Genomic DNA, 20,756 nt, shown 5'->3' with positions numbered 1-20,756 from the left:
AACCGCCAACCTCCGAAAAAACGCCAAACTCCAAAGCAGCTTCCCATCCGGCATCACGCTGTTGAACATGAGCACTGGGCAGGCGCTTGCTGCAGCAGATGTTGCCAGTTATGATTAGGCCGTCATGAGAGTTAAAGAGGTGTGTAAATGAGCACGACGGTTTTCCACCAAGTTGAGTCATTGCTTGGCCAACTCACCCGCGAGGAGCAGTTGCGGGTGATTGAAGAACTGGCGCGCCGGATGCGCCAAGCTGAAATGCGCCAACCACAATCGCTCTACGGAATTTTAAAGGGACAGCTCGCCGAAGATTTCGATGCGGAGACAGCCTTAAAAGAAATCCGTAGCCAGTGGCTACAAGATCTCCAGGAGATGGACCTGTGAGCGATTACGTCGCTGATACGCACGGGCTGTACTGGTATCTGACAGCCGATGTGAAGCTGTGAGCCAATGCCCTTTATGCCTTTCGAGAGGCCGAGCAGGGCAGGGGCACAATTTATATTCCCAGTATCGCGGTGGCGGAGATTTACTATCTGATGGCCAAACAAGGGCGAGCGCATCTGTTTGCGCCCGTTTACCAACAGCTCGCGGCAGCGGCACATATTCGATTTGTTGACTTTCGCGCGGAAGATGTCTTGGGATTTGACACACTCACAACAATCTCGGAAATGCACGATCGGATAATTGCCGGCGTCGCGCAGCGACTCGGCCTCCCCTGTCTGACATGTGACCCTGAACTGGTTAATAGCGGCTCCATTCAAACAGTCTGGTGAGGCTAGTCCTTCCGGGCTGATGGATTCTTCGATCAACGTCTCAGGCGTCGGACCCTAATCGGTCTGTGGTTCGATGTCTGAAGCCTAATACCGCTTGCCTCTGAACACGCGATGAGCAGTTGCCAGTGACTGTGCCTCATTCTGCGTTTTGTCAATCCGCAACCCACATGCAGGATGAGTTCACTCGTCGCTCACGCGAGGTAGCCAATGTGGAAGACATCAGTTCCTAGCCTTGAAAGATCAAGCCCAATTCAGACGCCACCCGCGCGGCTTTACTGATACTCAATGTGGATTGAAGATCGCGGCTTACTGCTTGGTCGCTCGCATCCTTCACCCCCTTTCGCTTCATAAAGCAGGGTCTTCCTCGGAGCTATTGGTGTTAGAGCATAGGGATCACTTGCGATCATCGTACAGAACCGCTAGCATCACAAGGTTACTAATGCCGAAACCGGTTCCAGAAAAGGTTAAGCGGTTGGTCGTGGCAGGTCGAATCAGTTTCTCCGCTAAAGCCATTTACCAGCTCTTCTGGCGACCATTCGAGTTTCAAGACCTCGCTCACCCTATACTCGTTGGTGAAGTCATCAGGAAAGAGCGCGACGAAAGAGGCGTGGCCAACTTTAAATACACGGTCATTGGCCAGCGATCAGTGGCCAACGGATTTATTCGGCAAGGTGAGAGTCCGTGAAGAACAAGGGGTATTTTATCATCACCTTTCACAGGGCTGATTGAGAGATCAGGCTTATGAACCAAACAAAACGGAAAACCTACAAATGCCCGTCCTGCGGTGTCGGGCGACACGAGGATGGAACACGTCGCCTATGAACCGGTCAGTAAACAGGGCAAGCGGCTCGTCATTCCAACCCTGGACGTGGAGGTGTGCGACCATTGCGCCGAGGGGGTGTTGGCTCTGGCTGCGTTCCAGCAGATTGAAGTCCACAAACGATACTGTGGGCGCCTCCTGCCGCATCTGGATCCGGGACGTCATAGAGGTTAGCGGAGTCGGCAAAGGCGCATCACCGCTCACTCAACGAAGAGATGAATCTCCTGCTCCGGGAAAGTCTCTCTCGGCTTGTGAAAGGCGGGGCAGAAAGACTCAGAAGGACTGGCGAACGAGCGCGATTCATCACCATCGCTCTCTGCTGTGACGCATGTGCAGCGCACCACTGCTCCGGCGAACGCACCACGTCGGGCGGCAGTGTGAAGAATTCAGTGGCTTGATGAAACTTCATGGCGAGACAGAAAGTTCACATCATCGGGATTGACGGCGCGACGTTTCGCCTCATTGATCCGCTCATCGTTCAAGGGAAACTGCCGACGTTCAAATACATCATCGAGAATGGCGTGCGCGGCGTGCTGCGCTCGACGCTGCCACCCAACAGCGCCGTCGCTTGGTCTTCGTTCATGACCGGATTGAATCCTGGTAAGCACGGCGTGTTTGGATTCTTGGCGCTCGCGCCTGAACGAGACCGAGTCGTTCTCACGAACGGCGCGCATGTCAAGGCCAAGACGCTCTGGGAACTCGCCAGCGCCGCCCAGCGCCGCGTAGCCGTCCTCAATGTGCCGATGACCTATCCCCCGCGTCCGGTCAATGGCATCCTGGTCAGCGGCATGGACGCTTCGTTTCTGAAGAATTTCACCTATCCGGCTGAGTTCGGAGATGAGCTGCTCGAACGCTTTCCAAACTATCAGATTGACTTCCCGTTCGTTCAGCACAAGACCTTTCAGGCAAAACTCCGGCAACAGTTGTCCGAATTGATTGACGCGCGGAAAGACGCGATGCTCTATCTGCTGGAGAAGACCGATCCCCAACTGTTTGTCGGCGTCTTCACCTGCACCGATCGCATTCAGCACCATTTCTGGCACTGCATGGATGCCACCCACCCCAAACATCATCCAGCGGAAGAAGAAACCATCATGGCCGACATGTATGAGCAGATTGATCGGGCGTTGGCGCTCATCCTGGAGCGCATGGACGAGGAAACGACGCTGTTGGTGCTTTCCGATCACGGCTTCTGTGGGTCGGTCGAGCGGTTTCTGGTCAATCAGTGGCTCTGGCAAAAAGGCTGGCTTCGCCCCGTGCAACGCCCGCGCATGTCCTCTTGGTCGCGCGTGCTGCGCGCGGTGAAGCGAAGCCCACGACTGTACGAGCTGGCCAGGAAGGTCAAGAGCGCCTGGCCAGGTCTTAAACATCTGGCCGTGCGCGAGCGCGTCATCAGCCGGTCGCTCAGCGACAAGATTGATTGGTCGGCGACGAAAGCCTACTACTTTCCACCCGGCATCCGAATCAATCTCAAGGGCCGCGAACCGTTCGGCGTGGTGGAGCCGGCGCAGTTCGAATCATTGCGGGAAGCTCTCATCGAGCAATTGAAGGCAGTTCGGAATGAACGCAGCGCGCCGGTGTTCGACACCATCTGGCGAAAGGAAGAAGTCTACGCCGGCCCGCACTCGGACCTGGCGCCTGATATTATCCTGGTTCCATCTCTGAGCCACCTTGATGCCCGGCGAAATTTCTCGCTCGGTCGGCGCATGAGAGTGCAGGAACGAGGCCAATTGTTCGTGAGCGACGGACCATCAGGCGAACATGCGCCCGATGGCATTCTGCTCGGCATTGGCCGCCATCTGAAGCGAGGCTTTGTGCTCGACGGCGCCCAGATCGTGGACATTGCTCCCACGGTGCTCTATGGCTTGGGTCTGCCAATTCCAACCGAGATGGACGGCAAGCCGTTGACGGACATCTTCACGGCTGATTTCCTCAGCCGCACGCCACCAACGTTTTCAAGCGGAAAGACGGAATCGAGTGTGCCCGAATGGCAGTATGATGAAACGGAGGAAGAAGCCCTACGCGAACGGCTACGGGATTTGGGATATTTGTCATGAGCGTGATAGAATCCCTGCTTCTTTGGAGCGATCAACATGAGACAAACAGTTGAAGCCCGCTATCGAAACGGCGTCATTGAGCCACCGGCTGTATTCCCACTCGAGAATGTGGCACGGTCGTCCCTACTGTGCTCCATCTTCATTCTTGGTGGCGAGCGTAAGCTCATGAGCGATTCGTTTGACAGAAGCTCCATTACGAAGCAACATGCTCGACGAGAGATAGAATCATTCTGGATGGAGTCGCTTTTCAGTGATCCGCAAACTGAGTTGCGCCCACTCTCTCAACTTGTCATGGTCGAAGTCACATCGGCCTTCTACAGAAAGTGGAGAGAAGGCAAGATCGCCCAGCCCAAGCTGAAAAATATGCTCAGGAGTTTCCGCGAAGCGGTGCTTCGCGCCGAGTGGTTAGAACAAATCAGCGATTCGAGTGTTCAGTCGGCTGTTGATTTGACCCAGCGCCGCCCGTCGCGCGCGTATGCTGCTCTCGAACGGGCTACGGCTCTGTCGCGGCAGGCCGCGCTACGATCCTCAGGCCAGGCCGTTCTTTTTCTTTCTGCCGACGACCGGCTCGTTCCAGCGGCCCGAAGCGAAGGCTTACAGGCCGACAATCCCAATCTCCACTAAACGCCATCTACACCATCGAACGAAGCAATGACCATCAAATCAGATCGCCAGCGCGTGTTCGTTCTTGGACTGGATGGTTCCACCTTCACACTGCTCAAGCCGTGGGCGGCAGAAGGCAAGCTGCCCAACTTCAAACGAGTCCTCAATGCCGGCGCGCATGGCATTCTCAAAAGCACGTTGCCGCCGCTGACGCCGCCCGGCTGGACTTCGTCCATCACCGGCGTCAACCCCGGCAAGCATAATATCTACGGCTTCTTTAAGCCCATGCGAAAGAATTACCGGCGACTCGTCTACAGCAGCCGAGACATCAAAGCACCAAAGCTTTGGGAAATCCTCCAGGCCTACGGGCGGCGATCCATCATCCTGCACCTGCCGCTCACTTATCCCGTGGACCGGTTCAATGGCCTGATGGTCGCCGGCATGATGACGCCGGCAGAAGCAACCGACTACACGCACCCGCCAGACCTGCGCGATGAGCTTCACAGCGTGATCGAAAATTACCGTGTTAACGCCGACACCTACTACAACCGTTCAGGTCACCTGGCCGAAGCGTTTGAAGAGTCTATGCAGGTGACGCGGATTCACGGACAAGAGACGCTTTACTTGATGGATCATAAACCGTGGGACTTGTTCTTTGTCATGTTTCACACCCCTGATCTCATCAAGCACATGTTCTGGAAATTCATGGATCCGAGGCATCGCTACTATCCTGGCCCCAACCGGTTTGAACACTGCATCCTCGACTGCTACCGCGAACTGGACGCGCTGCTTGGGCAGATTCTGCAACGATTAGACCAAGCAACCCATCTCGTGATCCTTTCTGATCACGGCTTCATGATGACCGAGAAGAACGTCTTCATCACCAACTGGCTCATTCGACACGGCTACCTGGTGTTGTACCGACGCAAAAACCTAGCCATCAAGCGCGCGCTGTTTAAAATCGGATTTCAACGCGAGCGATTGGTCAAGCGCCTGGAGTCTCTGCGCCTGTCCTGGTTGCCGAAACTCTTTCCCGAAGCCTGGAAAAACCAGGTGCCGCGCAGTCGGCCGTCCTACAAAAATATCGAAGATAACGTGGATTGGAGTCGGACGCGCGCCTATTTTCCTTCGGCTGGCGGATTGGCTTTGTATCTGAACGTCAAAGGTCGCGAACCATTAGGCATTGTCCGGCCCGGCGCGGAGTACGAGGCGTTGCGCGATGAGCTGATTGACGGACTGCGTCAATTGACCGATAGCGAGACCGGCCAGCCGGTCATCCAGGCCGTGTACAAGCGAGAAGAGGTCTACGCCGGACCATACCTGGATGACGCCCCGGACATCGTCATGCTGCCCAGGCCAGGCTACTTCATCAATGAAGGACTGGGCGAAGAGATCGTCACCTACGCCGCCAAAGGCAACATCGAACGTTCAGGCAATCATCACCTAGATGGCATCCTCATGCTTTATGGCCAACACGTGCAGCCAGGCATAGAAATCCAAGGAGCGGAGATCATTGATATTGCTCCCACCATTCTGCATCTGATGGGATTGCCCGTCCAAGAGTACATGGACGGCAAGGTGTTGACATCGGCGCTGACCCAACAGTACATTGAGCAAGCTCCAATCGCTTATGAAACGACCCCGTTGGAAAGCGTCGCTCAGGCTACCTTTGAGTACTCAGACCAGGAGCAGATGAGCCTTGAAGCGCGATTGAAAGATTTGGGATACATGTAAAGGAGGTAACATTCCGTGACAGAGATGCAACGCTTGTGGACGAGCACAGTGCTGATGACGGCTCTGATCAGCGGCGGCCTTGCCTGCGGTGGCCAGCCACAGTCATCGGCGCCGAGTCAGACGCCGTCACCCTCGCCAACATCACCCACAACGCCGACACCGGCAGCATCAGTGACCGCAGACCTGTCTACGCCCGAAGGCCCATTGCAGGTGGTGTTTCAAGCTGCCAAAGCAAAAAACTATGAGCTTTATCGCAGCGCCTACTCGGATGCGGTTCCACCGGAAATCCTCAGCCAGAAGCGATTTCAGCGATTCAGTCAGAAAATTGCCGAAGAATCGCTGGAAATCATTCCCGGCTTCGAGAAAGTGAGCGAGACGGAAGCCATCGTTAAATGGAAGAACAAAAAGAGAAACAAAGAACGCAGCGTGCGAGTCAGAAAAATCGGCGACCGTTGGTTGATCGTCAGCCTGGAAGGCCAATCCAAGCGCAAGAGACGTCAGAACGAGGATACAGATTTGTAGCGGCATCTATGCGCACTGGCGATTGACCAGTCAGCACGATTGCCGTCAGTCGGTCGCTTTGACCGTAACAAAAACCTATGGGCAGGAAACTTCTGATCATCGGATTGGACGGCGCGTCATTCGTTGCGCTGGACCCGCTCATGCAACGCGGCGCCATGCCGACGCTGGCGCGGCTACGAGCCGAAGGATTTTCCAGCATTTTACTCTCAACGCTGCCACCTGTCTCAGCTCCAGCCTGGTCTACGTTCATCACAGGCAAGAACCCTGGCAAACATGGCGTATTCCAATTCTATGACGTTAATCCCTGGTCTGCTCACTCGCTGGGGCGCGGTCAGCCAACCTATCTGGCCGTCCCCGGCGTCGTCGTCAACGCCCGCTCCATCACCGAACCAAAGTTGTGGGACCTGCTCGGCGCGGCAGGACGTCGGGTCGCCTGCATCAACTTACCAATTTCCTATCCACCCGAACCAATCAATGGAGTGATGATCACCGGCATGCTGACGCCGCCCGGTTCCCGCCACTTCACTCACCCACCGGAATTGGCAGCGGAACTAACCCATTACGAAATTGATCTGCACCCGCAGGAAAAAGACTTCTCTTCGCCTGATGATCACTTCCTGCAACGCATGCAAGATATTTTGCGCAAACGCGCGCGCACCGCGCTGGAGCTGTTTCAGCGTGAGCCGTGGGATTGTTTCATCGTCGTTTTCACTGAGACCGACCGACTTCAACATCGCTACTGGCATCATCTGGACCCTTCCTGCCAAAGCGATCACGCTCCAGAGCTGCAGCACCGGCTGATTACCATCTATCAGGAACTGGATCATTACCTGAACGAGTTCGTGAGGCTCGCCGGCGCCGATTACGACATCATCATCTTGTCGGATCATGGGTTCGGTCCCGCTGCGCAGCAACGACTCAATTTCTCAGCACTGGCCCGAGAGCTTCAACTCCAAATAGCCTCTAATGGCCTCAACAGCGCAATGGTACGCGCTCTGCAAAGGCTGTTGCCGACCAAACGTCGAATCTACAAATACCTCGGTCCGATCACACCGGCAGGCTTGCTGGAACGCACTGAAGCACGCCTGCGCGATGCGGCACGACGCACCATCAAGGCCAAGCTGGTCAAGTTGCATGACTACATCGGCGGCATCTGGATCAATACCGCTGATCATCACACCGGCGTGATTGAACCGGGCACAGCCTACGATGCGTTTCGCGCTGAGCTGATTGAGAAACTGACAGCCATGCGTGACCCCCATTCAGGCCGACGGCTGATTTCCGAAATCATGGTGCGCGAAGGCGTCTACCGTGGCCATCATGCAGCAAACGCGCCAGACATCATTTTCAACCTCGACGACCAGTACGGAATTGACACGGACACAAAATCGGCTGAGCTGATTTGCCAAACACGACAGAAGAATCAAGGAACACACCGCGCCGAAGGCATCCTCATCATGAATGGAAACGCTATTCGACCTGGCGCTCAAATCTCGCCGAATGGCTTATCAGGCCCTCTGCCTAAGCTTGAAGACGTGACCGCTACCATTCTCTATCTGGCCGGCGTTCCTCTCCTGGAGGACATGGATGGTCATGTTATCGAGCAGGCCATTGACCCGGACTATCTTCAAGCCTATCGGGTCCACATCCAGTCGGCGCGTGCGCCTGCGATGAGTGGCCAACCATACGGTTGGAATACCGATGAAGAAGAAAAACTCATCCGAGAGCGATTGAAAGAACTGGGATACCTTGAGTAACCTCGCCGATAAATTGGTTGTACTAGCCCTGGATCGGCTCAATGGACGAACCCACACCTTTGGCCTGCTACTGACGTCCCTGATTGAACATCTCAGCCAACACGTCAAGAACCTCACACTCCTTCGCCATCCGCAACGCGCCGACCTGATTACAGCAGCCACAGCTCATGAGTTGCTCTTGCCAAGGTGGATGCAGAACCATTACGTGTACTCAACGACGATCGCACTCTACCTGAAACGGCAGGGCGCCCATCTGGTGCATTATCCGTTCCTGTTTACACCCTACGACTGGTGGGGAGTCAACATCAAACGTGTGGTAACAATACATGGAACATCTCGCGCTAGCATGAACAAGCAGGTGGTCAATCGGTTCAATCCACTAAAACTGCTGCGTCACCGTCAGGCGCTCCAAGCGTTCGATGCCATCATCACCGTTTCACACGCGTCAAAGCGTGACATCATTGCTCACTATGACGTACCGCCGGAAAAGGTTCACGTGGTCTACAATGGCGTGGGAAAACAATTCCACCCCAGTGTAGACTGGCAATCAACGCTGGCCACTTACGGGGTGACCGGCCCATATATTCTCAGCGTCTCCACGATTAAACCGAAGAAGAACGTCACGGCCACACTCCGGGCATTTGCGCGACTCAAGCAAGAGGGATGGCCACATCAGCTTGTGCTCGTTGGTCACCAGCCACCTGGATATAGCGCCGTTGATGAAATCATCCGCGAACAGCGGTTGCAGCCGTATGTCATCCAAACAGGATTTGTGCCTGCTGACGAAATACCAAAATTCTATGCCGGCGCGACGATGCTAGTCTTCCCTTCACTGCACGAAGGATTCGGCCTACCGGTCGTGGAAGCTTTCGCCTCTGGCTGCCCGGTGATTACTTCCAACGTCTATTCGCTGCCTGAAGTGGCCGGTGACGCCGCGCTTTATTGCAATCCTGAAGACGTTGACGACATTCATCGCCAGATGTCGCGCGTTTTGACCGACAGCCGCCTCCGCCAGTCGCTCATCGAGAAAGGCCTCGCGCGGGCCCGACTCTTTAGCTGGGAAAAAGCCGCCGCGCAGCTAGCCACCATCTATGCCCAGCTCCTGGAGGAATAACGCAACAACCATGACCACAACCAGACCACGCCGGTTGATACGATTTTGCTTTGCTCACATCCTGCTCATGCTTGCAGGATGCATGCTTCTCCTGAGATTTGTTCCCGATGCGACCTACCTCACATGGCTATCCGCTCTTGGAATGGCTTTACCCGCCGAACGCTTGCCGGCGACGCTGCCTCAGTTTCGCCTCTATGCGACGATCTTGGCCGGCGTCCTCTGCGGTCTGTGGTTCATTCAACATAAATGGTTGGGCTGCTTTCTACCGCATTTTAACTCCGCATCGAAGTGGACGCGAAGGCTGCTGCAATTGCATTTTGCGCTCTTTATTCCAACAATCGCGTTCTGGGTATTTTATGGTGTTTACTGGATCAGCGCCACCGAAGCTCAGTGGCAGGAAGAAATCAAGCTCGTGCCCTGGCATCACGACCTCATGCCACAACTGCAACAGCTTCGACAGCAGATTCCCGAAGACGCTTCTGTTCTCTTGATCCTTGAACAACCCGGCACGATCAGTTATGCGGCCTTCTTCAACAGCTATCTCTACCCAAGAAAAGTTTACATGCACCGCCGCGAGCTGGAGCAAGCGCGCATCACACGCGATGACGTGAACACGGATGAAGCGCGACGATACGGCATTAGCTGGATTCTCACCTACAGTGGGCCTCGCGCGTTTGACGCGCGTCAACTGAAACTCGAACAACTCTCAAAATAAGGTAGATCGCCAGCCTGCATGGTGGCCGAGAACCGGAGGCTCCTCATCGTCCCTCATCACGTGGCAAGTGTGGCAGCGACCCGGTCTTAATTGACATGGCCGCGCTCGACGTGCTACTTATTGGCTCCAAGCATTAACGTCACATGCTTGGAGCATCGGGCTGCATTGGCAACATCCATCAAGCAGTTGAGCATATTCCCTGCCGTGCGTCATCCGGGACGCGCTACATGGTTGTTGGCGACGATCCTTGGCTTGGCGCTGTGCCTGCGTTTGTACCACCTCGACTATCAAAATCTCTGGCTAGATGAAACGCTCACTTGGTCTGACTCGCAACTGCCAACCTATTGGCTGCTGCGCCGCGCCGCGCTCAACGTGCATCCTCCTGGCAGTTTTCTCTTACTCAAGGCGTGGACGAGCGTGTTTGGATCAAGCCCGTTTGTTCTGCGGTTACCCTTCGTGCTATTTAGCCTGTTGATCATTCTCGGTTCATTTGCGCTCGCCCGTCGCTGGTTCTCCGCAGGAACAGCCCTGCTGACGGCCATGTTGTTAGCCCTCTCACCATATCAGGTCTACTTTGCTCAAGAAGTGCGCATGTACACGATGGCGACAGCACTGACGCTTGGAGCTGTTCTCTGCTACCTCCGACTTCGACAGCAGGCTTCGGCAAGCTGCGTCTCCCAAACTGGCTTCTGCCTTTTTTTCATCGCTGCTTTATACACCCACTATTTCACCAGCTTCATCTTGGCGGCTGTGAACATAGACTTCCTGCGTCATTACCTGAGAGCCAAGCAACGCGCCGACGAGCCGGCGACGACGCTTCGTCGTTGGTTACGCCTCAACGCTATCATTGCACTGGCTTGCCTGCCGTGGCTGGCATTCATCATTTCTTATCCACCGACTGGCCGCGTCAGCAGTGACTGGCGGGTGGCAACGACCATCGAAGATGGATTGCGTCAAGTGTGGAACCTGTTATTCCAGATGACCATGGGATATGCAATCTATCCACACGAACTAGCCCATGCACTGGCCAATTACCGCCAATACCCAGACTCCGCCGAAGCACGCTGCTATTTTCAACACCGGCTCATGACGGCCGGCTTGGGCATGTCATTGATGATAGCCGTGACCTTGAAAGGACTCTGGCAGATTCGACGAAACGGTCGTGAGCTGCTCGGATTGTTCGGGATTCCGCTTCTGCTGGTCATGCTGGTGATGCTCACCTGGCAACGGGAGATGGTCTTATCGCGCTATTTGATGATGATCTCCCCTTACTTTTTCATGATGACTGCTGCTGGCATCGTCACGCTGAGAAACCGATGGCTCAAGGCGCTGATTACTGCTGCGTTGTTCGTCGCCATGAGTCTTTCACTGATCACCTATTATCAAAACCCGACGCGCGAAGGCGACTATCGCCCAATTGCTGATCTCATTCGACGGGAATACAAAACGGGCGATCTCATTGTGGTTGACCCGGCCTACATGGATCGGACGCTCCAATACTATTTTCGGCAGGACGAGTCAATATGGCGCGCTGTCATCAATACCGATGCGGCAGATACAGCCACCAACTACCTGACTGTTCACCGCTCGCTGCCGCGCATCTGGCTCATACTCGATTATCGCTCCGAGCTCTTCAACATGACAGACACAGCGCTAGCGGAGCTTTGGCCCAGTTACAAGATTCATCTGGACCAGCGATTGCCCACACCAACGGCTAAAGTCAGATTGCTACAGTTACGCAGATTAGAACAGGAGCAGGGCTTGCCCACTGCTTGGAATCAAAGTATCTTTTCCCTTCGCAATCATGCCAAAACGAAAAAGACGTCTAATCAAATCAGCAAAATCTTCAGCGCCCCACTCCAAACACACAGCCGAGCCACCGCCAGATGATCCGGCCAGGGTTCTGATCGAACGGCTCAAACAACAAGCTGACCCGGCTCACACGCAGCACCATCGCGCCGTGTTGAAAACGCACCTTCCCGTGCTCGGCGTGCCCGTCGCTCACATTAAAGAAGTCGCCAGCGAATTCATAAAATCACAGGGCCGACCGCTCAGTTTGTCTTCAGTCATGCCCACCGTCCAACGACTCTGGGAAGATGGTCATCTTGAATCGCGGCTGCTGAGCCTGCTGATCCTGCGACGATTTGAAAGACAGTTTGATGATCATATCTGGGAGCTGGCCAACTCATGGCTCAACCAAATTGATGACTGGTCGCTGTGCGACACCTTGTGCGTCTGCGTCGTGGGACCTATGGTGGCGGCTGATCTATCTAAAGTTGAACACCTGATTGAGTGGGCACAGTCAGACAACCTGTGGCGACGACGGGCCTCGCTCGTCTCGTTGCGGCGACTTCGTCATCACAATCAGGGTCACGCTGATATTGTGTTTCGCGTCTGTCAATACCTGATGCAAGACACTGAATGGATCGTGAGAAAGGCACTGGGATTCACACTCCGAGACCTTGCCTCCCATGCGCCCGATCAATTGGCTGATTTCCTCAAACGGTGGAAACCAAGAGCTCACCGAAGCATCATCCGCGAAGCAACCAAAAAACTCCCGCCCGCGCTGCGGCAGAGTGTGTTATCAGTGTGAACCCAAATAACCACCGTAGTTGCTCACCGGTTAAGACGACGCCCATTGCTTGTCTGTAAGCGACCACGCTGCGCGTTTATGCCGCGTCGCTTAAGCCGTTTTTCCTCCAAATACTGATCGTATTCCTGCATCGTTCGGAACTCGCGTTGAATGTCTAACTCGGCGGTGAACTCACAATTGTCTGGCTCATAATCGCGGCAAACATCAGGCCGTTTGTCGTAGGCACTGCAAAGATTATTGGGCGTCAGGTGAGTACATCGGGTGAACACCTGTAGATACCACTTTCGCTGAGCGATGTGTACACTGACACCTTCATGAGCAACCCACCAGCGAATCTCTTCATGATCCATCCGCGTACGTGGAGCAGGAATTTTGACGATGATGTACTTACAACATCGCGCCTGACATTGATTGGCACAAATGTCAACCTGGGCAGGCAACCCGGCGGTCGGCAAAACCGGCAGCGAAATCGGCCCTTTCATAGGCGCGATATTCTAACATAATTTCGTCTCGGCGTTAGACCCGTACCGCGAGCGTCCATCATCATGATACACTGTCAAGCTATGTACCAAGGTCCTATCATACTGGCATCTGCATCGCCGCGTCGTGAGCAGATTCTCAATATCATACAAATCTCTCCCCATGTCGCGCCCAGCGGCATAGAAGAACCACAATGTTACGGTGACTCAGCAACCAACTACGTAAAGATGTTGGCGCGGATGAAAGCCGAGGCACTCACACACCGATTCGATCATGGGCTGATCATCGGCGCTGACACTGTTGTGGTCATTGACGGGCAAATCATGGGAAAACCCCCTAGCATTGAGGCTGCCCGGCAGATGCTAACAACGCTCAGCGGGCGATGGCATGAGGTGCTCACCGGAGTCTGCCTCATTCGCCGAGACACCAACCAACAACTGTCGGGCTGTCAAACCACAAGAGTCAAATTTGCCCGATTGCAACCCGATGAATTAGATTGGTATCTGTCCAGCGAAGAACCTCTGGATAAGGCCGGCGCCTATGCGATTCAAGGACTGGGGAGCCTGCTGATTGAGCGCATTGAAGGCGACTATCTCAATGTCGTTGGTCTTCCTTTACGACTCGTGTACCGCCTGGCCCTTCGTTTGGGAATTGACCTGAAAACTTATTCAACAAGAAGACCAACTGGGAGACCGCGTTGATTGAAATTGCGTCCAACATCGCCCATGCCTTACAAACCGGCCAACCGGTCGTTGCCTTGGAGACCTCTCTGATCGCTCATGGGCTGCCCTACCCAACCAATTTCCGCGTAGCAATGCAATGCCAAGAGGTCATTCATCAGGCCGGCGCTTACGCAGCAACGATCGGCATTGTGGCAGGACGCCCTAAAATCGGATTAACAGAACAAGAAATTCACGCCTTTGCTAATCGAACAGGCGTGCTGAAAACCAGCATCAGTAATCTTGCTTGGGTCATCACCCGCCAAGCGTGGGGAGCAACGACCGTCTCGGCAACGGTGAGATTAGCCGACCGCGTCGGTATCAAAATACTGGCAACAGGCGGCATTGGTGGCGTGCATCGAGATGTTCAGGCCTCTTTTGACATTTCAGCAGACCTACCAATCTTGGCAGAGACTCCGATGATCATTGTTTGCTCAGGAGCAAAGTCTATCCTCGACTTGCCCAAAACCGTTGAATATTTGGAGACTGCCGGCGTGCCTATCATTGGTTTCCGCACGGAGGAGTTGCCAGCATTCTTCTCCCGATCCAGTGGCATCGTCCTTGATCTGCACGTATCAACGACGCAAGAGGTTATTCAGCTCAGCCGAGCTCACTGGAGCATGGGGAATCGTAGTGCGATCGTAGTTGCTGTTCCAATCCCCTCGGAGTCTGAAATCCCCTTCAGAGAAATTGAAGAGGCTCTCACTCAGGCGTTAAAAAAGGCCAAGCAGGCCCACATCATGGGCGCACGCTTGACCCCGTTCTTGTTATCGGAGATTGAACACGCGACGGCAGGCCGCAGCTTGGATGCTAATGTAGCCCTGCTGCTCAATAATGCTCACGTGGCGGCTGAGTTAGCCAAGGCGTGGAGTGAGAACATCATCACAGCCGAGCCAGCTTCATGAGTCCACGCACATAGCCTTATCTGGACAAGTGTGCGGCGACAGTGTCGGCACAGCCGAGCCAGCTACAACAACCGGAAGTCAACCGTGATACGCTGGCGAACATCAATCGGCCGGCCATATTGATCACGCGCTGGAATAAACTTGATCAGCTTAGCAGCTTCAATCGCCTTTTCGTCCAATCCATAGCCTAGCCCGCGAATGACGCGAATATCGCGGACGGTTCCATCCGCAGCGAATGTGGCGCTCAAAACCACTTCTCCCTGGATGCGATTGCGATGAGCTTCTTCAGTCCAATCAGGTTTGGGACGATTGAGGATTTGCGGTCGGGACTGAACAATACGGTCCCTATCCCTGTCTCCTCCTCCTATTGAAGGATTACCGCCACCGATGTTAAATCCTTTACCTGGACCGACGCCTAGACCATCCCCTGAACCAACACCACCTCCCTTACCCGTACCAATACCGCCACCGGAACCGGGTCCGTCAGAAGGAATCAATGAGCGACTACTGGGGTCACCTAATGGCAAATTAGGATCCATCTTGGGGATTAATTCCGGTTGAGCCATAATCGTCGGCTCAACAGGCAACGATGGGTTCTTAATCTTCGGCTGATGAACGGTTGGACTTATCAGTGGAACCGTTAACTCTGCTCGAGGCAGGCGCCCAAACGAAGGAGGATTTGGTTCATTATTGCCGCCGCCGCCGCCACCACCAGCTCTCTGGCTCTGCTTGGGGGCCGCGGGCAAAGGAGTCAGCGGGGGCGGCTCCACATAACTAATCTTTTGCGCTTGTGTTTCCAAAACACTCACAATTTCCGGCGTATGTAAGAACCGAAGCAAAGCACCAATGCCGACACTCAACACTAAGAGAAACAGGGTGAGAACACTACCCAGGAAGATCACTCTCGCTCTTCTTTTACCATAGGCGTCTTGAGAGAACGTGCTCCTGATATACCCACGAGGGTCGGCCAGAAAGTCACGGGAACTATCGCGCAACTCATGACCCAGACGAGTCAAGAGCGATTCCTCCTCAAGCGGAGCAAACATAACAAAAGTCGGTTCCTTCATAGGTTCCACCTCCTTCTATCTCGCACTCGCTAAGCAGCTGCGTCCATACGTTAACCCATTGACAGTTGACTTGACTAGAGCCATCGCTACATGGTCTAGCACTTGCTTTGAATGTCACCTAACCAATTTTCGTTGCATGCAGCTTTATTATCCGCCTAATCTGTCACGATGTCAACCAGTTAACACGAACCTCAGAGGTGTTTACTGCTCTGGATAGCCAATAAATCACGCGCAATAGGAATCCCTCCGACACCTACACAATCACATAGCTTTTGGGCAACCCGAAACTGGCATTCCGTGTCTAAGAGAGTGACCACGTACCACCACGAATACCTCCTTAGCTTTCGGGTGGGCTCGAAAAACGGCTCACCCGCTTTTTTCTTTTTTCAGGTGGGTTGCAAATCTCCATCATACCCCGAGCCATAAAAAAATTTAGGCAACTTACTACCTCCAAATTGAGTCTAAGAGGGTGACCACGTACCACCACGAATACCTCCTTAGTTTTACGGGTGGGCAAAACGGCCCACCCGGTTTTTCTTTATCGTGGCCTGCCACACTGACGATTGACTCCAGAACCCGTACAAACTCATCAATCAACCGGACCCTATTTTCTCTCACTCTACCAACCATGAGTGGCCCGGCTGCCGGTTCGACCAGTGCCGCCGAATTTAAGGACAATCCTAGGTCATCAGAACGACTGAAGCACACCATGCCCCAGGGATTTACTAACCAGAGGCATGAATGCCAACCCGTTCTTGTTCTGTCGAGGTCCAGAATGGCCGCCACTTTTCTTCGGGAGACGGAGCACTAAGGAGGCTAACCAAGACTAGCGCCAGAATTGAAGCCCCCCCAGCGGGATAAATAATGTAATCATAATCCCAACTAATGACGCCCAGCGAATTCAACGCCCCAAAGATCATCGTGGTAACCATACCGGCCACTACCGAAGTCACCCCACCTACGACCGTTACCCGCTTCCAAAGGAACGCGGCCAATAACGCCGGCGTCACAGCCGCACCAACCATGGTGTAAGCATACAACGCCATATCCAATATGCTCTGGAAGAACGAAGATACGACAAAGGCGACAGCGGCCAGGATTGGGATGAGCACTCGCTGAAATGTCACAATTCGCTTTTGGCTCACGTTGGGGTTAATGAAACGCTGATAAATATCCCGGGCGATGTTGGTCGAAGGAACCATCAAGAACGTATTAGCCGTTGAGAAGATAATAGCCGCAGCAGCACATAGAAGAATCAACCCTGCAACGACGGGCAGATGAGTTCTGGCGACTTGAAGGATAATGGTTTCTGTAGCAGCTTTGATAAACGTCCCATCAGGCCGGACAAAGGCCGGGTCTTGGGTATGAAGGCTCCCTCCAAAAATGGCAACCGTAGCCAAAGCGACTTCGATAATGATCACTCCGATGACCATCCCGACAACGGCTCGGCGTGCCGCTTTTTCATCCTTTGCCGAAAAAAACTTCTGGTACATGCTGCTCTCGCCTAGTAACAAGAAGAAGGTCGGCATAAACAGCCCAATCGCGGGAAGCACGCCAGGTCGCCCAAAAACCGTAAAATGCTCCGGCGACAGATGAGCAGTAATTTGCTGCCATCCGCCGGCCTCATGGTAGATCAACGGAAGGGCGACAAGGATGCCCAGCGTGATGAAGGTGCCGTTGAGAATATCGAGCGCAACAATTGAAATCATGCCGGCGGTCATTGTGAACACAACCGCCAGTGCGCAGGTAATCAGCTTGCCGTGCAACACATCCATGCCGGTTAACAGATTGAGCAACCGACCTCCTCCATTAAACTGGTAACTGGCAATGGTCAGATAGGCGATCACAATGGCAACGGAACCGAACAGTCGCGCCCACTGGTTATAGCGCCGTTCCAAAATATCCGATACGGTGTACTCAGCAATTCTCCGCACACGCGGCGCGAGGAAGTAGACGACGATCAGTCCAGCCCACGCCCCAGCGCTCATCCAGAGGGCGGAAAATCCTTCACGAAATGCCCGACCGGCCCCGCCAAATAAACTTCCCGATCCAATCCAGGTGCAGACCAGTGTGCCAACCAAGAAGACTGTAGAGACCTGGCGCCCGGCTACCATAAAATCGTCCTGGTTCTTCACCCGCCGACTTCGTGTAATGCTTACTACGATCAGTAGCGCCGCGTACAGAGCCACCGCCCCCGTGTAAATCATTATCTTACCTCCTGAATAAGAGATAAACGCGCCGAGATTCTAAATGATTCGGTGTGGTTGAGCAACATCCCCATAGGACTTGGTGACAGGCGCGAACCGGGCGCCTTTACAGCGGTTTTCAGACGCATGTTCAGAATCAAAGGCCCGTCCGTAGTGGGCAGGATGACGGCCAGGGATGAACACGCATGCGAAACCCGCTGTAAATCAGTAGCGCCCAAGGCATGCCGGCCAATATGCATCGGCCAGCGACGAGGTTCGGCACGACTTGACATTTATGACGCAGTGCGTTATACTGCTGCCTCGCAATGTGAGGAAGATGCCCGATATGACTCGAATTATTAAGAAATATGCCAACCGCAAGTTGTACGATCCAACGGCGAAGAAGTACATGACGCTCGAGGATGTCGCCCAATTGGTACAGCAAGGCGAAACGATTCAGGTCATTGATAACACCAACGGGCAGGACATCACCAATGTCGTGTTATCGAGCATTATCTTGGAAAGCGCCAAAAAAGAAGAGGCTGTAGTGCCAGACACAATGCTAATCGGACTTATTCAAAAGCGAGGTGAAGCCGTCATGGAAACACTCAAAAAATCAGTAGCCGCCGGCGTTGAGGCAGCCGAGATCGTACAGAAAGAGGTTGAAAAGCGAATCAAAGGTGCGCTTGAAAAAGGGCGTGAACAAGCTGACACCGTGGCCGCCATCATCGAATCTATCCAGTTCATGGCGAAGGATGTCACGGCACGTGTGCAGAAAGCAGTCGAAGAGACTGTTTCAAACAGCCTATCCGGCCTGTTGGCTTCGATGGATATTCCATCGCGCCGGGAGCTGGAACGGCTGGAAACCAGTATCAATGTGTTGAGTCAGCAGGTTGAGCGGCTGGTCCGTCAGTCAGCGAACAAGTCGAAAAAACAGAAATCAACTGGGCCAGCCAGACATCCTAAAAAGACCATTAGCAAGGCCAGGAAAAAATAACTGGCGCTATTTTTCAGCGGGTTATCCCAATGGATGATCCCGCTGCCAAAGGAGGCATAATATGGCAGTCAAACCACAAAAAAGAGCAGTCGAACTGAAGCTCGTCCCCAGAATCGAAAGCGGCATGAAAGAAGTTGAGAAGGGGATTGAGAGCGTCATCGAACAAGTGAGTGAAACCCTCAGTCAAACTTTCTATTTTGGGCTCGGCGCTACCATGCTTGCCAAAGAAGGCATCGAGACGTTCATTGAGAAGGCGATCAAGAAAGGTGAAACTTCCGAAAAGGACGTTGTTCAGAAGATTCGGTCACTCCTGAAGATGGAACGTCGGGTCAAGCAGGTGGAGACGACATTGGAAAGTCGAATTGAATCCGGGGTTCGGAGGGTGCTCAACACTCTTGATATTCCCTCGAAGGCCGACGTTGAGAAGCTCAGCAAGCGGGTTGCCGAGCTGTCGGCTCGTGTGAACAAACTGACCCAGGCAAGGAAGCCAGTACAAGCACAGGCGTAATCCTACGTGGCGCGTTGTCCATGATTCCTGACTCGATCCTGCCGCTCATCAGGTGGGCATGAGTGTCGAGACGGCGCGATCATGCACAGCGCCCGCCCAGCGCCATTTTAGCCATGAAGGCGTTTGTGACCGGAGCCACAGGGCTTGCCGGCAGCCACTTGGCCGAGCGCTTAGTTGAACTGGGGCATGACGTGGTTGCTCTGGTGCGCCCGACCAGTGACACAGGTCTGTTAAGGAAACTCGGCGCACAACTGGCGATTGGAGACTTGAACGATCAGCCTTCTATTGAACGAGGCATGAAGGGCGCCGATGTTGTCTTCCATGTCGCAGCCAAAGTTACGGATTGGGGCTCATGGGCAGAATTTCAACGCGACATCATTGACGGCACTCGGCACGTTCTGGAAGCGATGCGGGCGTGTGGAGTGCGCCGCATCGTTTACATGAGCTCGGTGGCTGTCTATGGGTATGTTGCTCATCGCGGGGGCATCTGGAACGAATCGGCACCGTATGCATCCCACTTCCTCGCGTGGGAGCATTATGCGCCGGCAAAAATTGCCGCAGAAAAGCTGGTCTTAAGCTACCACGACAAGAATTGGGTTGAAGCCTGCGTGATTCGACCGGGCTGGATTTACGGGCCGCGTGATCGTGCCAGTCTCCCGCGACTTGTTCAATTCTTGAAAGGACGGATGGCATGTTGTATTGGCTCTGGCGAGAATCCTGTGGCCCTCATTTACGCGCAGAATCTGGCTGATGCTTGTCTTCTGGCAGCGAGCAAGCCTAACGCTCTTGGTCGCATCTTCAACATCAGCACTGATTGCCAGGTCACACAACGTCAATACCTGAACGCGCTGGCTCAAGGACTTGGGTTGAAGCCGGTGACCCGAAGTATTCCGCTCACTGTTGCCCTTAACATTGCGCGGCTCAGCGAATTTTCAGCCCGTTTGCTCCAGCAAAAAGAGCCGCCGACGATCTCGCGCTACGCTGTGTATATCCTGAGTAACAAAGCGGTGTTCGACTGCACGCGCGCGCGTCAAGAGCTGGGCTGGAGTCCGCGCATTGGGTTTGAAGAAGGGCTTGCGAAAACCATCGAATGGTTCAAGGCTGAATATCTCAATTCACGCCGTTGATCATCCCACGATCCCACTGACCTGCCGAGTTTGGCATGGCACGCGGCGTTTGACACATCACAACCGCTGCCGTAGCATTTGG

General features: G+C 54.1%; 19 protein-coding genes and 1 pseudogene. 17 read left to right on the top strand and 3 right to left on the bottom strand.

All coding sequences use genetic code 11. From position 1 onward, the window contains the following. Nucleotides 1–147 precede the first annotated feature (147 nt). From NZ823_06655 to NZ823_06600, 12 genes and pseudogenes are all read left to right on the top strand, one after another. On the top strand, nucleotides 148–381 hold the full coding sequence (locus NZ823_06655; protein MCS6804810.1) for a hypothetical protein: 234 nt from the start codon (nucleotides 148–150) through the stop codon (nucleotides 379–381). 92 nt (nucleotides 382–473) lie between these two features. Further along, nucleotides 474–770 (top strand): annotated as a pseudogene (locus tag NZ823_06650) (PIN domain-containing protein). A gap of 439 nt (nucleotides 771–1,209) precedes the next feature. Next, nucleotides 1,210–1,455 carry a hypothetical protein gene (locus NZ823_06645; GenBank protein ID MCS6804809.1) on the top strand — a complete coding sequence of 82 codons (246 nt, stop codon included), beginning with the start codon at nucleotides 1,210–1,212 and terminating at the stop codon, nucleotides 1,453–1,455. Between the two features lie 542 nt (nucleotides 1,456–1,997). Continuing rightward, complete coding sequence (locus NZ823_06640; protein MCS6804808.1) at nucleotides 1,998–3,647, top strand: alkaline phosphatase family protein; 1,650 nt, start codon at nucleotides 1,998–2,000, stop codon at nucleotides 3,645–3,647. Between the two features lie 36 nt (nucleotides 3,648–3,683). After that, a complete protein-coding gene (locus NZ823_06635; protein MCS6804807.1) occupies nucleotides 3,684–4,271 on the top strand; it encodes a type II toxin-antitoxin system VapC family toxin in 588 nt (195 codons plus the stop codon). Nucleotides 4,272–4,298: 27 nt separating this feature from the next. After that, a complete protein-coding gene (locus NZ823_06630) occupies nucleotides 4,299–5,984 on the top strand; it encodes an alkaline phosphatase family protein (protein MCS6804806.1) in 1,686 nt (561 codons plus the stop codon). A 15-nt stretch (nucleotides 5,985–5,999) separates the two neighbouring features. After that, the gene (locus NZ823_06625; protein MCS6804805.1) at nucleotides 6,000–6,506 is read left to right on the top strand and encodes a hypothetical protein; all 507 of its coding nucleotides are present in this window, start codon (nucleotides 6,000–6,002) and stop codon (nucleotides 6,504–6,506) included. Nucleotides 6,507–6,583: 77 nt separating this feature from the next. Continuing rightward, nucleotides 6,584–8,263: an alkaline phosphatase family protein gene (locus tag NZ823_06620; protein MCS6804804.1), complete on the top strand. Its 1,680-nt coding sequence runs from the start codon at nucleotides 6,584–6,586 to the stop codon at nucleotides 8,261–8,263. Further along, a complete protein-coding gene (locus NZ823_06615) occupies nucleotides 8,256–9,377 on the top strand; it encodes a glycosyltransferase family 4 protein (GenBank protein ID MCS6804803.1) in 1,122 nt (373 codons plus the stop codon). The genes NZ823_06620 and NZ823_06615 overlap by 8 nt, the downstream gene beginning before the upstream one ends. Before the next feature lie 82 nt (nucleotides 9,378–9,459). Continuing rightward, the gene (locus tag NZ823_06610; GenBank protein ID MCS6804802.1) at nucleotides 9,460–10,092 is read left to right on the top strand and encodes a hypothetical protein; all 633 of its coding nucleotides are present in this window, start codon (nucleotides 9,460–9,462) and stop codon (nucleotides 10,090–10,092) included. Between the two features lie 165 nt (nucleotides 10,093–10,257). Further along, complete coding sequence (locus NZ823_06605) at nucleotides 10,258–11,982, top strand: glycosyltransferase family 39 protein (protein ID MCS6804801.1); 1,725 nt, start codon at nucleotides 10,258–10,260, stop codon at nucleotides 11,980–11,982. After that, the gene (locus NZ823_06600) at nucleotides 11,897–12,685 is read left to right on the top strand and encodes a DNA alkylation repair protein (GenBank protein MCS6804800.1); all 789 of its coding nucleotides are present in this window, start codon (nucleotides 11,897–11,899) and stop codon (nucleotides 12,683–12,685) included. The genes NZ823_06605 and NZ823_06600 overlap by 86 nt, the downstream gene beginning before the upstream one ends. A gap of 23 nt (nucleotides 12,686–12,708) precedes the next feature. Here the strand turns inward: NZ823_06600 and NZ823_06595 are convergent, their stop codons facing one another. Further along, nucleotides 12,709–13,167: a YkgJ family cysteine cluster protein gene (locus tag NZ823_06595; GenBank protein ID MCS6804799.1), complete on the bottom strand. Its 459-nt coding sequence runs from the start codon at nucleotides 13,165–13,167 to the stop codon at nucleotides 12,709–12,711. 63 nt (nucleotides 13,168–13,230) lie between these two features. Between NZ823_06595 and NZ823_06590 the strand changes: the two genes are divergently transcribed. After that, nucleotides 13,231–13,866, top strand: coding sequence for a Maf family protein (locus tag NZ823_06590; protein ID MCS6804798.1), 636 nt, complete (start codon nucleotides 13,231–13,233; stop codon nucleotides 13,864–13,866). Then, nucleotides 13,863–14,789: a pseudouridine-5'-phosphate glycosidase gene (locus NZ823_06585; protein ID MCS6804797.1), complete on the top strand. Its 927-nt coding sequence runs from the start codon at nucleotides 13,863–13,865 to the stop codon at nucleotides 14,787–14,789. The genes NZ823_06590 and NZ823_06585 overlap by 4 nt, the downstream gene beginning before the upstream one ends. Nucleotides 14,790–14,851: 62 nt before the next feature. Here the strand turns inward: NZ823_06585 and NZ823_06580 are convergent, their stop codons facing one another. Continuing rightward, nucleotides 14,852–15,856, bottom strand: coding sequence for an energy transducer TonB (locus tag NZ823_06580; GenBank protein ID MCS6804796.1), 1,005 nt, complete (start codon nucleotides 15,854–15,856; stop codon nucleotides 14,852–14,854). Nucleotides 15,857–16,581: 725 nt separating this feature from the next. After that, entirely contained in the window at nucleotides 16,582–18,063 is a 1,482-nt protein-coding gene (locus tag NZ823_06575) for a sodium:solute symporter family protein (GenBank protein ID MCS6804795.1), read from the bottom strand. A 325-nt stretch (nucleotides 18,064–18,388) separates the two neighbouring features. On the opposite strand from NZ823_06575, the gene NZ823_06570 reads away from it, so the two are divergent. From NZ823_06570 to NZ823_06560, 3 genes are all read left to right on the top strand, one after another. Next, nucleotides 18,389–19,039, top strand: coding sequence for a phasin family protein (locus tag NZ823_06570; GenBank protein MCS6804794.1), 651 nt, complete (start codon nucleotides 18,389–18,391; stop codon nucleotides 19,037–19,039). Between the two features lie 61 nt (nucleotides 19,040–19,100). Further along, nucleotides 19,101–19,547 (top strand): phasin family protein, encoded by a 447-nt coding sequence (locus NZ823_06565; GenBank protein MCS6804793.1) that lies wholly within the window; start codon nucleotides 19,101–19,103, stop codon nucleotides 19,545–19,547. 62 nt (nucleotides 19,548–19,609) lie between these two features. Next, nucleotides 19,610–20,674 carry an NAD-dependent epimerase/dehydratase family protein gene (locus NZ823_06560; protein ID MCS6804792.1) on the top strand — a complete coding sequence of 355 codons (1,065 nt, stop codon included), beginning with the start codon at nucleotides 19,610–19,612 and terminating at the stop codon, nucleotides 20,672–20,674. Nucleotides 20,675–20,756: the final 82 nt, after the last annotated feature.

Source organism: Blastocatellia bacterium, from assembly GCA_025054955.1.
Lineage (GTDB): Bacteria > Acidobacteriota > Blastocatellia > HR10 > J050 > JANWZE01.
The sequence above is the reverse complement of the archived record's forward strand: the minus strand, read 5'-3'. Positions and strand labels throughout refer to the sequence as shown.

Excerpts from the sequence above, each read along its gene's own strand:
- NZ823_06570 (MCS6804794.1), top strand. The coding sequence starts at position 18,389 with ATGACTCGAATTATTAAGAAATATGCCAACCGCAAGTTGTACGATCCA.
- NZ823_06655 (MCS6804810.1), top strand. The coding sequence starts at position 148 with ATGAGCACGACGGTTTTCCACCAAGTTGAGTCATTGCTTGGCCAACTC.
- NZ823_06645 (MCS6804809.1), top strand. The coding sequence starts at position 1,210 with ATGCCGAAACCGGTTCCAGAAAAGGTTAAGCGGTTGGTCGTGGCAGGT.
- NZ823_06580 (MCS6804796.1), bottom strand. The coding sequence starts at position 15,856 with ATGAAGGAACCGACTTTTGTTATGTTTGCTCCGCTTGAGGAGGAATCG.
- NZ823_06595 (MCS6804799.1), bottom strand. The coding sequence starts at position 13,167 with ATGAAAGGGCCGATTTCGCTGCCGGTTTTGCCGACCGCCGGGTTGCCT.
- NZ823_06610 (MCS6804802.1), top strand. The coding sequence starts at position 9,460 with ATGCTTCTCCTGAGATTTGTTCCCGATGCGACCTACCTCACATGGCTA.
- NZ823_06630 (MCS6804806.1), top strand. The coding sequence starts at position 4,299 with ATGACCATCAAATCAGATCGCCAGCGCGTGTTCGTTCTTGGACTGGAT.
- NZ823_06635 (MCS6804807.1), top strand. The coding sequence starts at position 3,684 with ATGAGACAAACAGTTGAAGCCCGCTATCGAAACGGCGTCATTGAGCCA.
- NZ823_06565 (MCS6804793.1), top strand. The coding sequence starts at position 19,101 with ATGGCAGTCAAACCACAAAAAAGAGCAGTCGAACTGAAGCTCGTCCCC.
- NZ823_06575 (MCS6804795.1), bottom strand. The coding sequence starts at position 18,063 with ATGATTTACACGGGGGCGGTGGCTCTGTACGCGGCGCTACTGATCGTA.
- NZ823_06600 (MCS6804800.1), top strand. The coding sequence starts at position 11,897 with ATGCCAAAACGAAAAAGACGTCTAATCAAATCAGCAAAATCTTCAGCG.
- NZ823_06590 (MCS6804798.1), top strand. The coding sequence starts at position 13,231 with ATGATACACTGTCAAGCTATGTACCAAGGTCCTATCATACTGGCATCT.
- NZ823_06640 (MCS6804808.1), top strand. The coding sequence starts at position 1,998 with ATGGCGAGACAGAAAGTTCACATCATCGGGATTGACGGCGCGACGTTT.
- NZ823_06620 (MCS6804804.1), top strand. The coding sequence starts at position 6,584 with ATGGGCAGGAAACTTCTGATCATCGGATTGGACGGCGCGTCATTCGTT.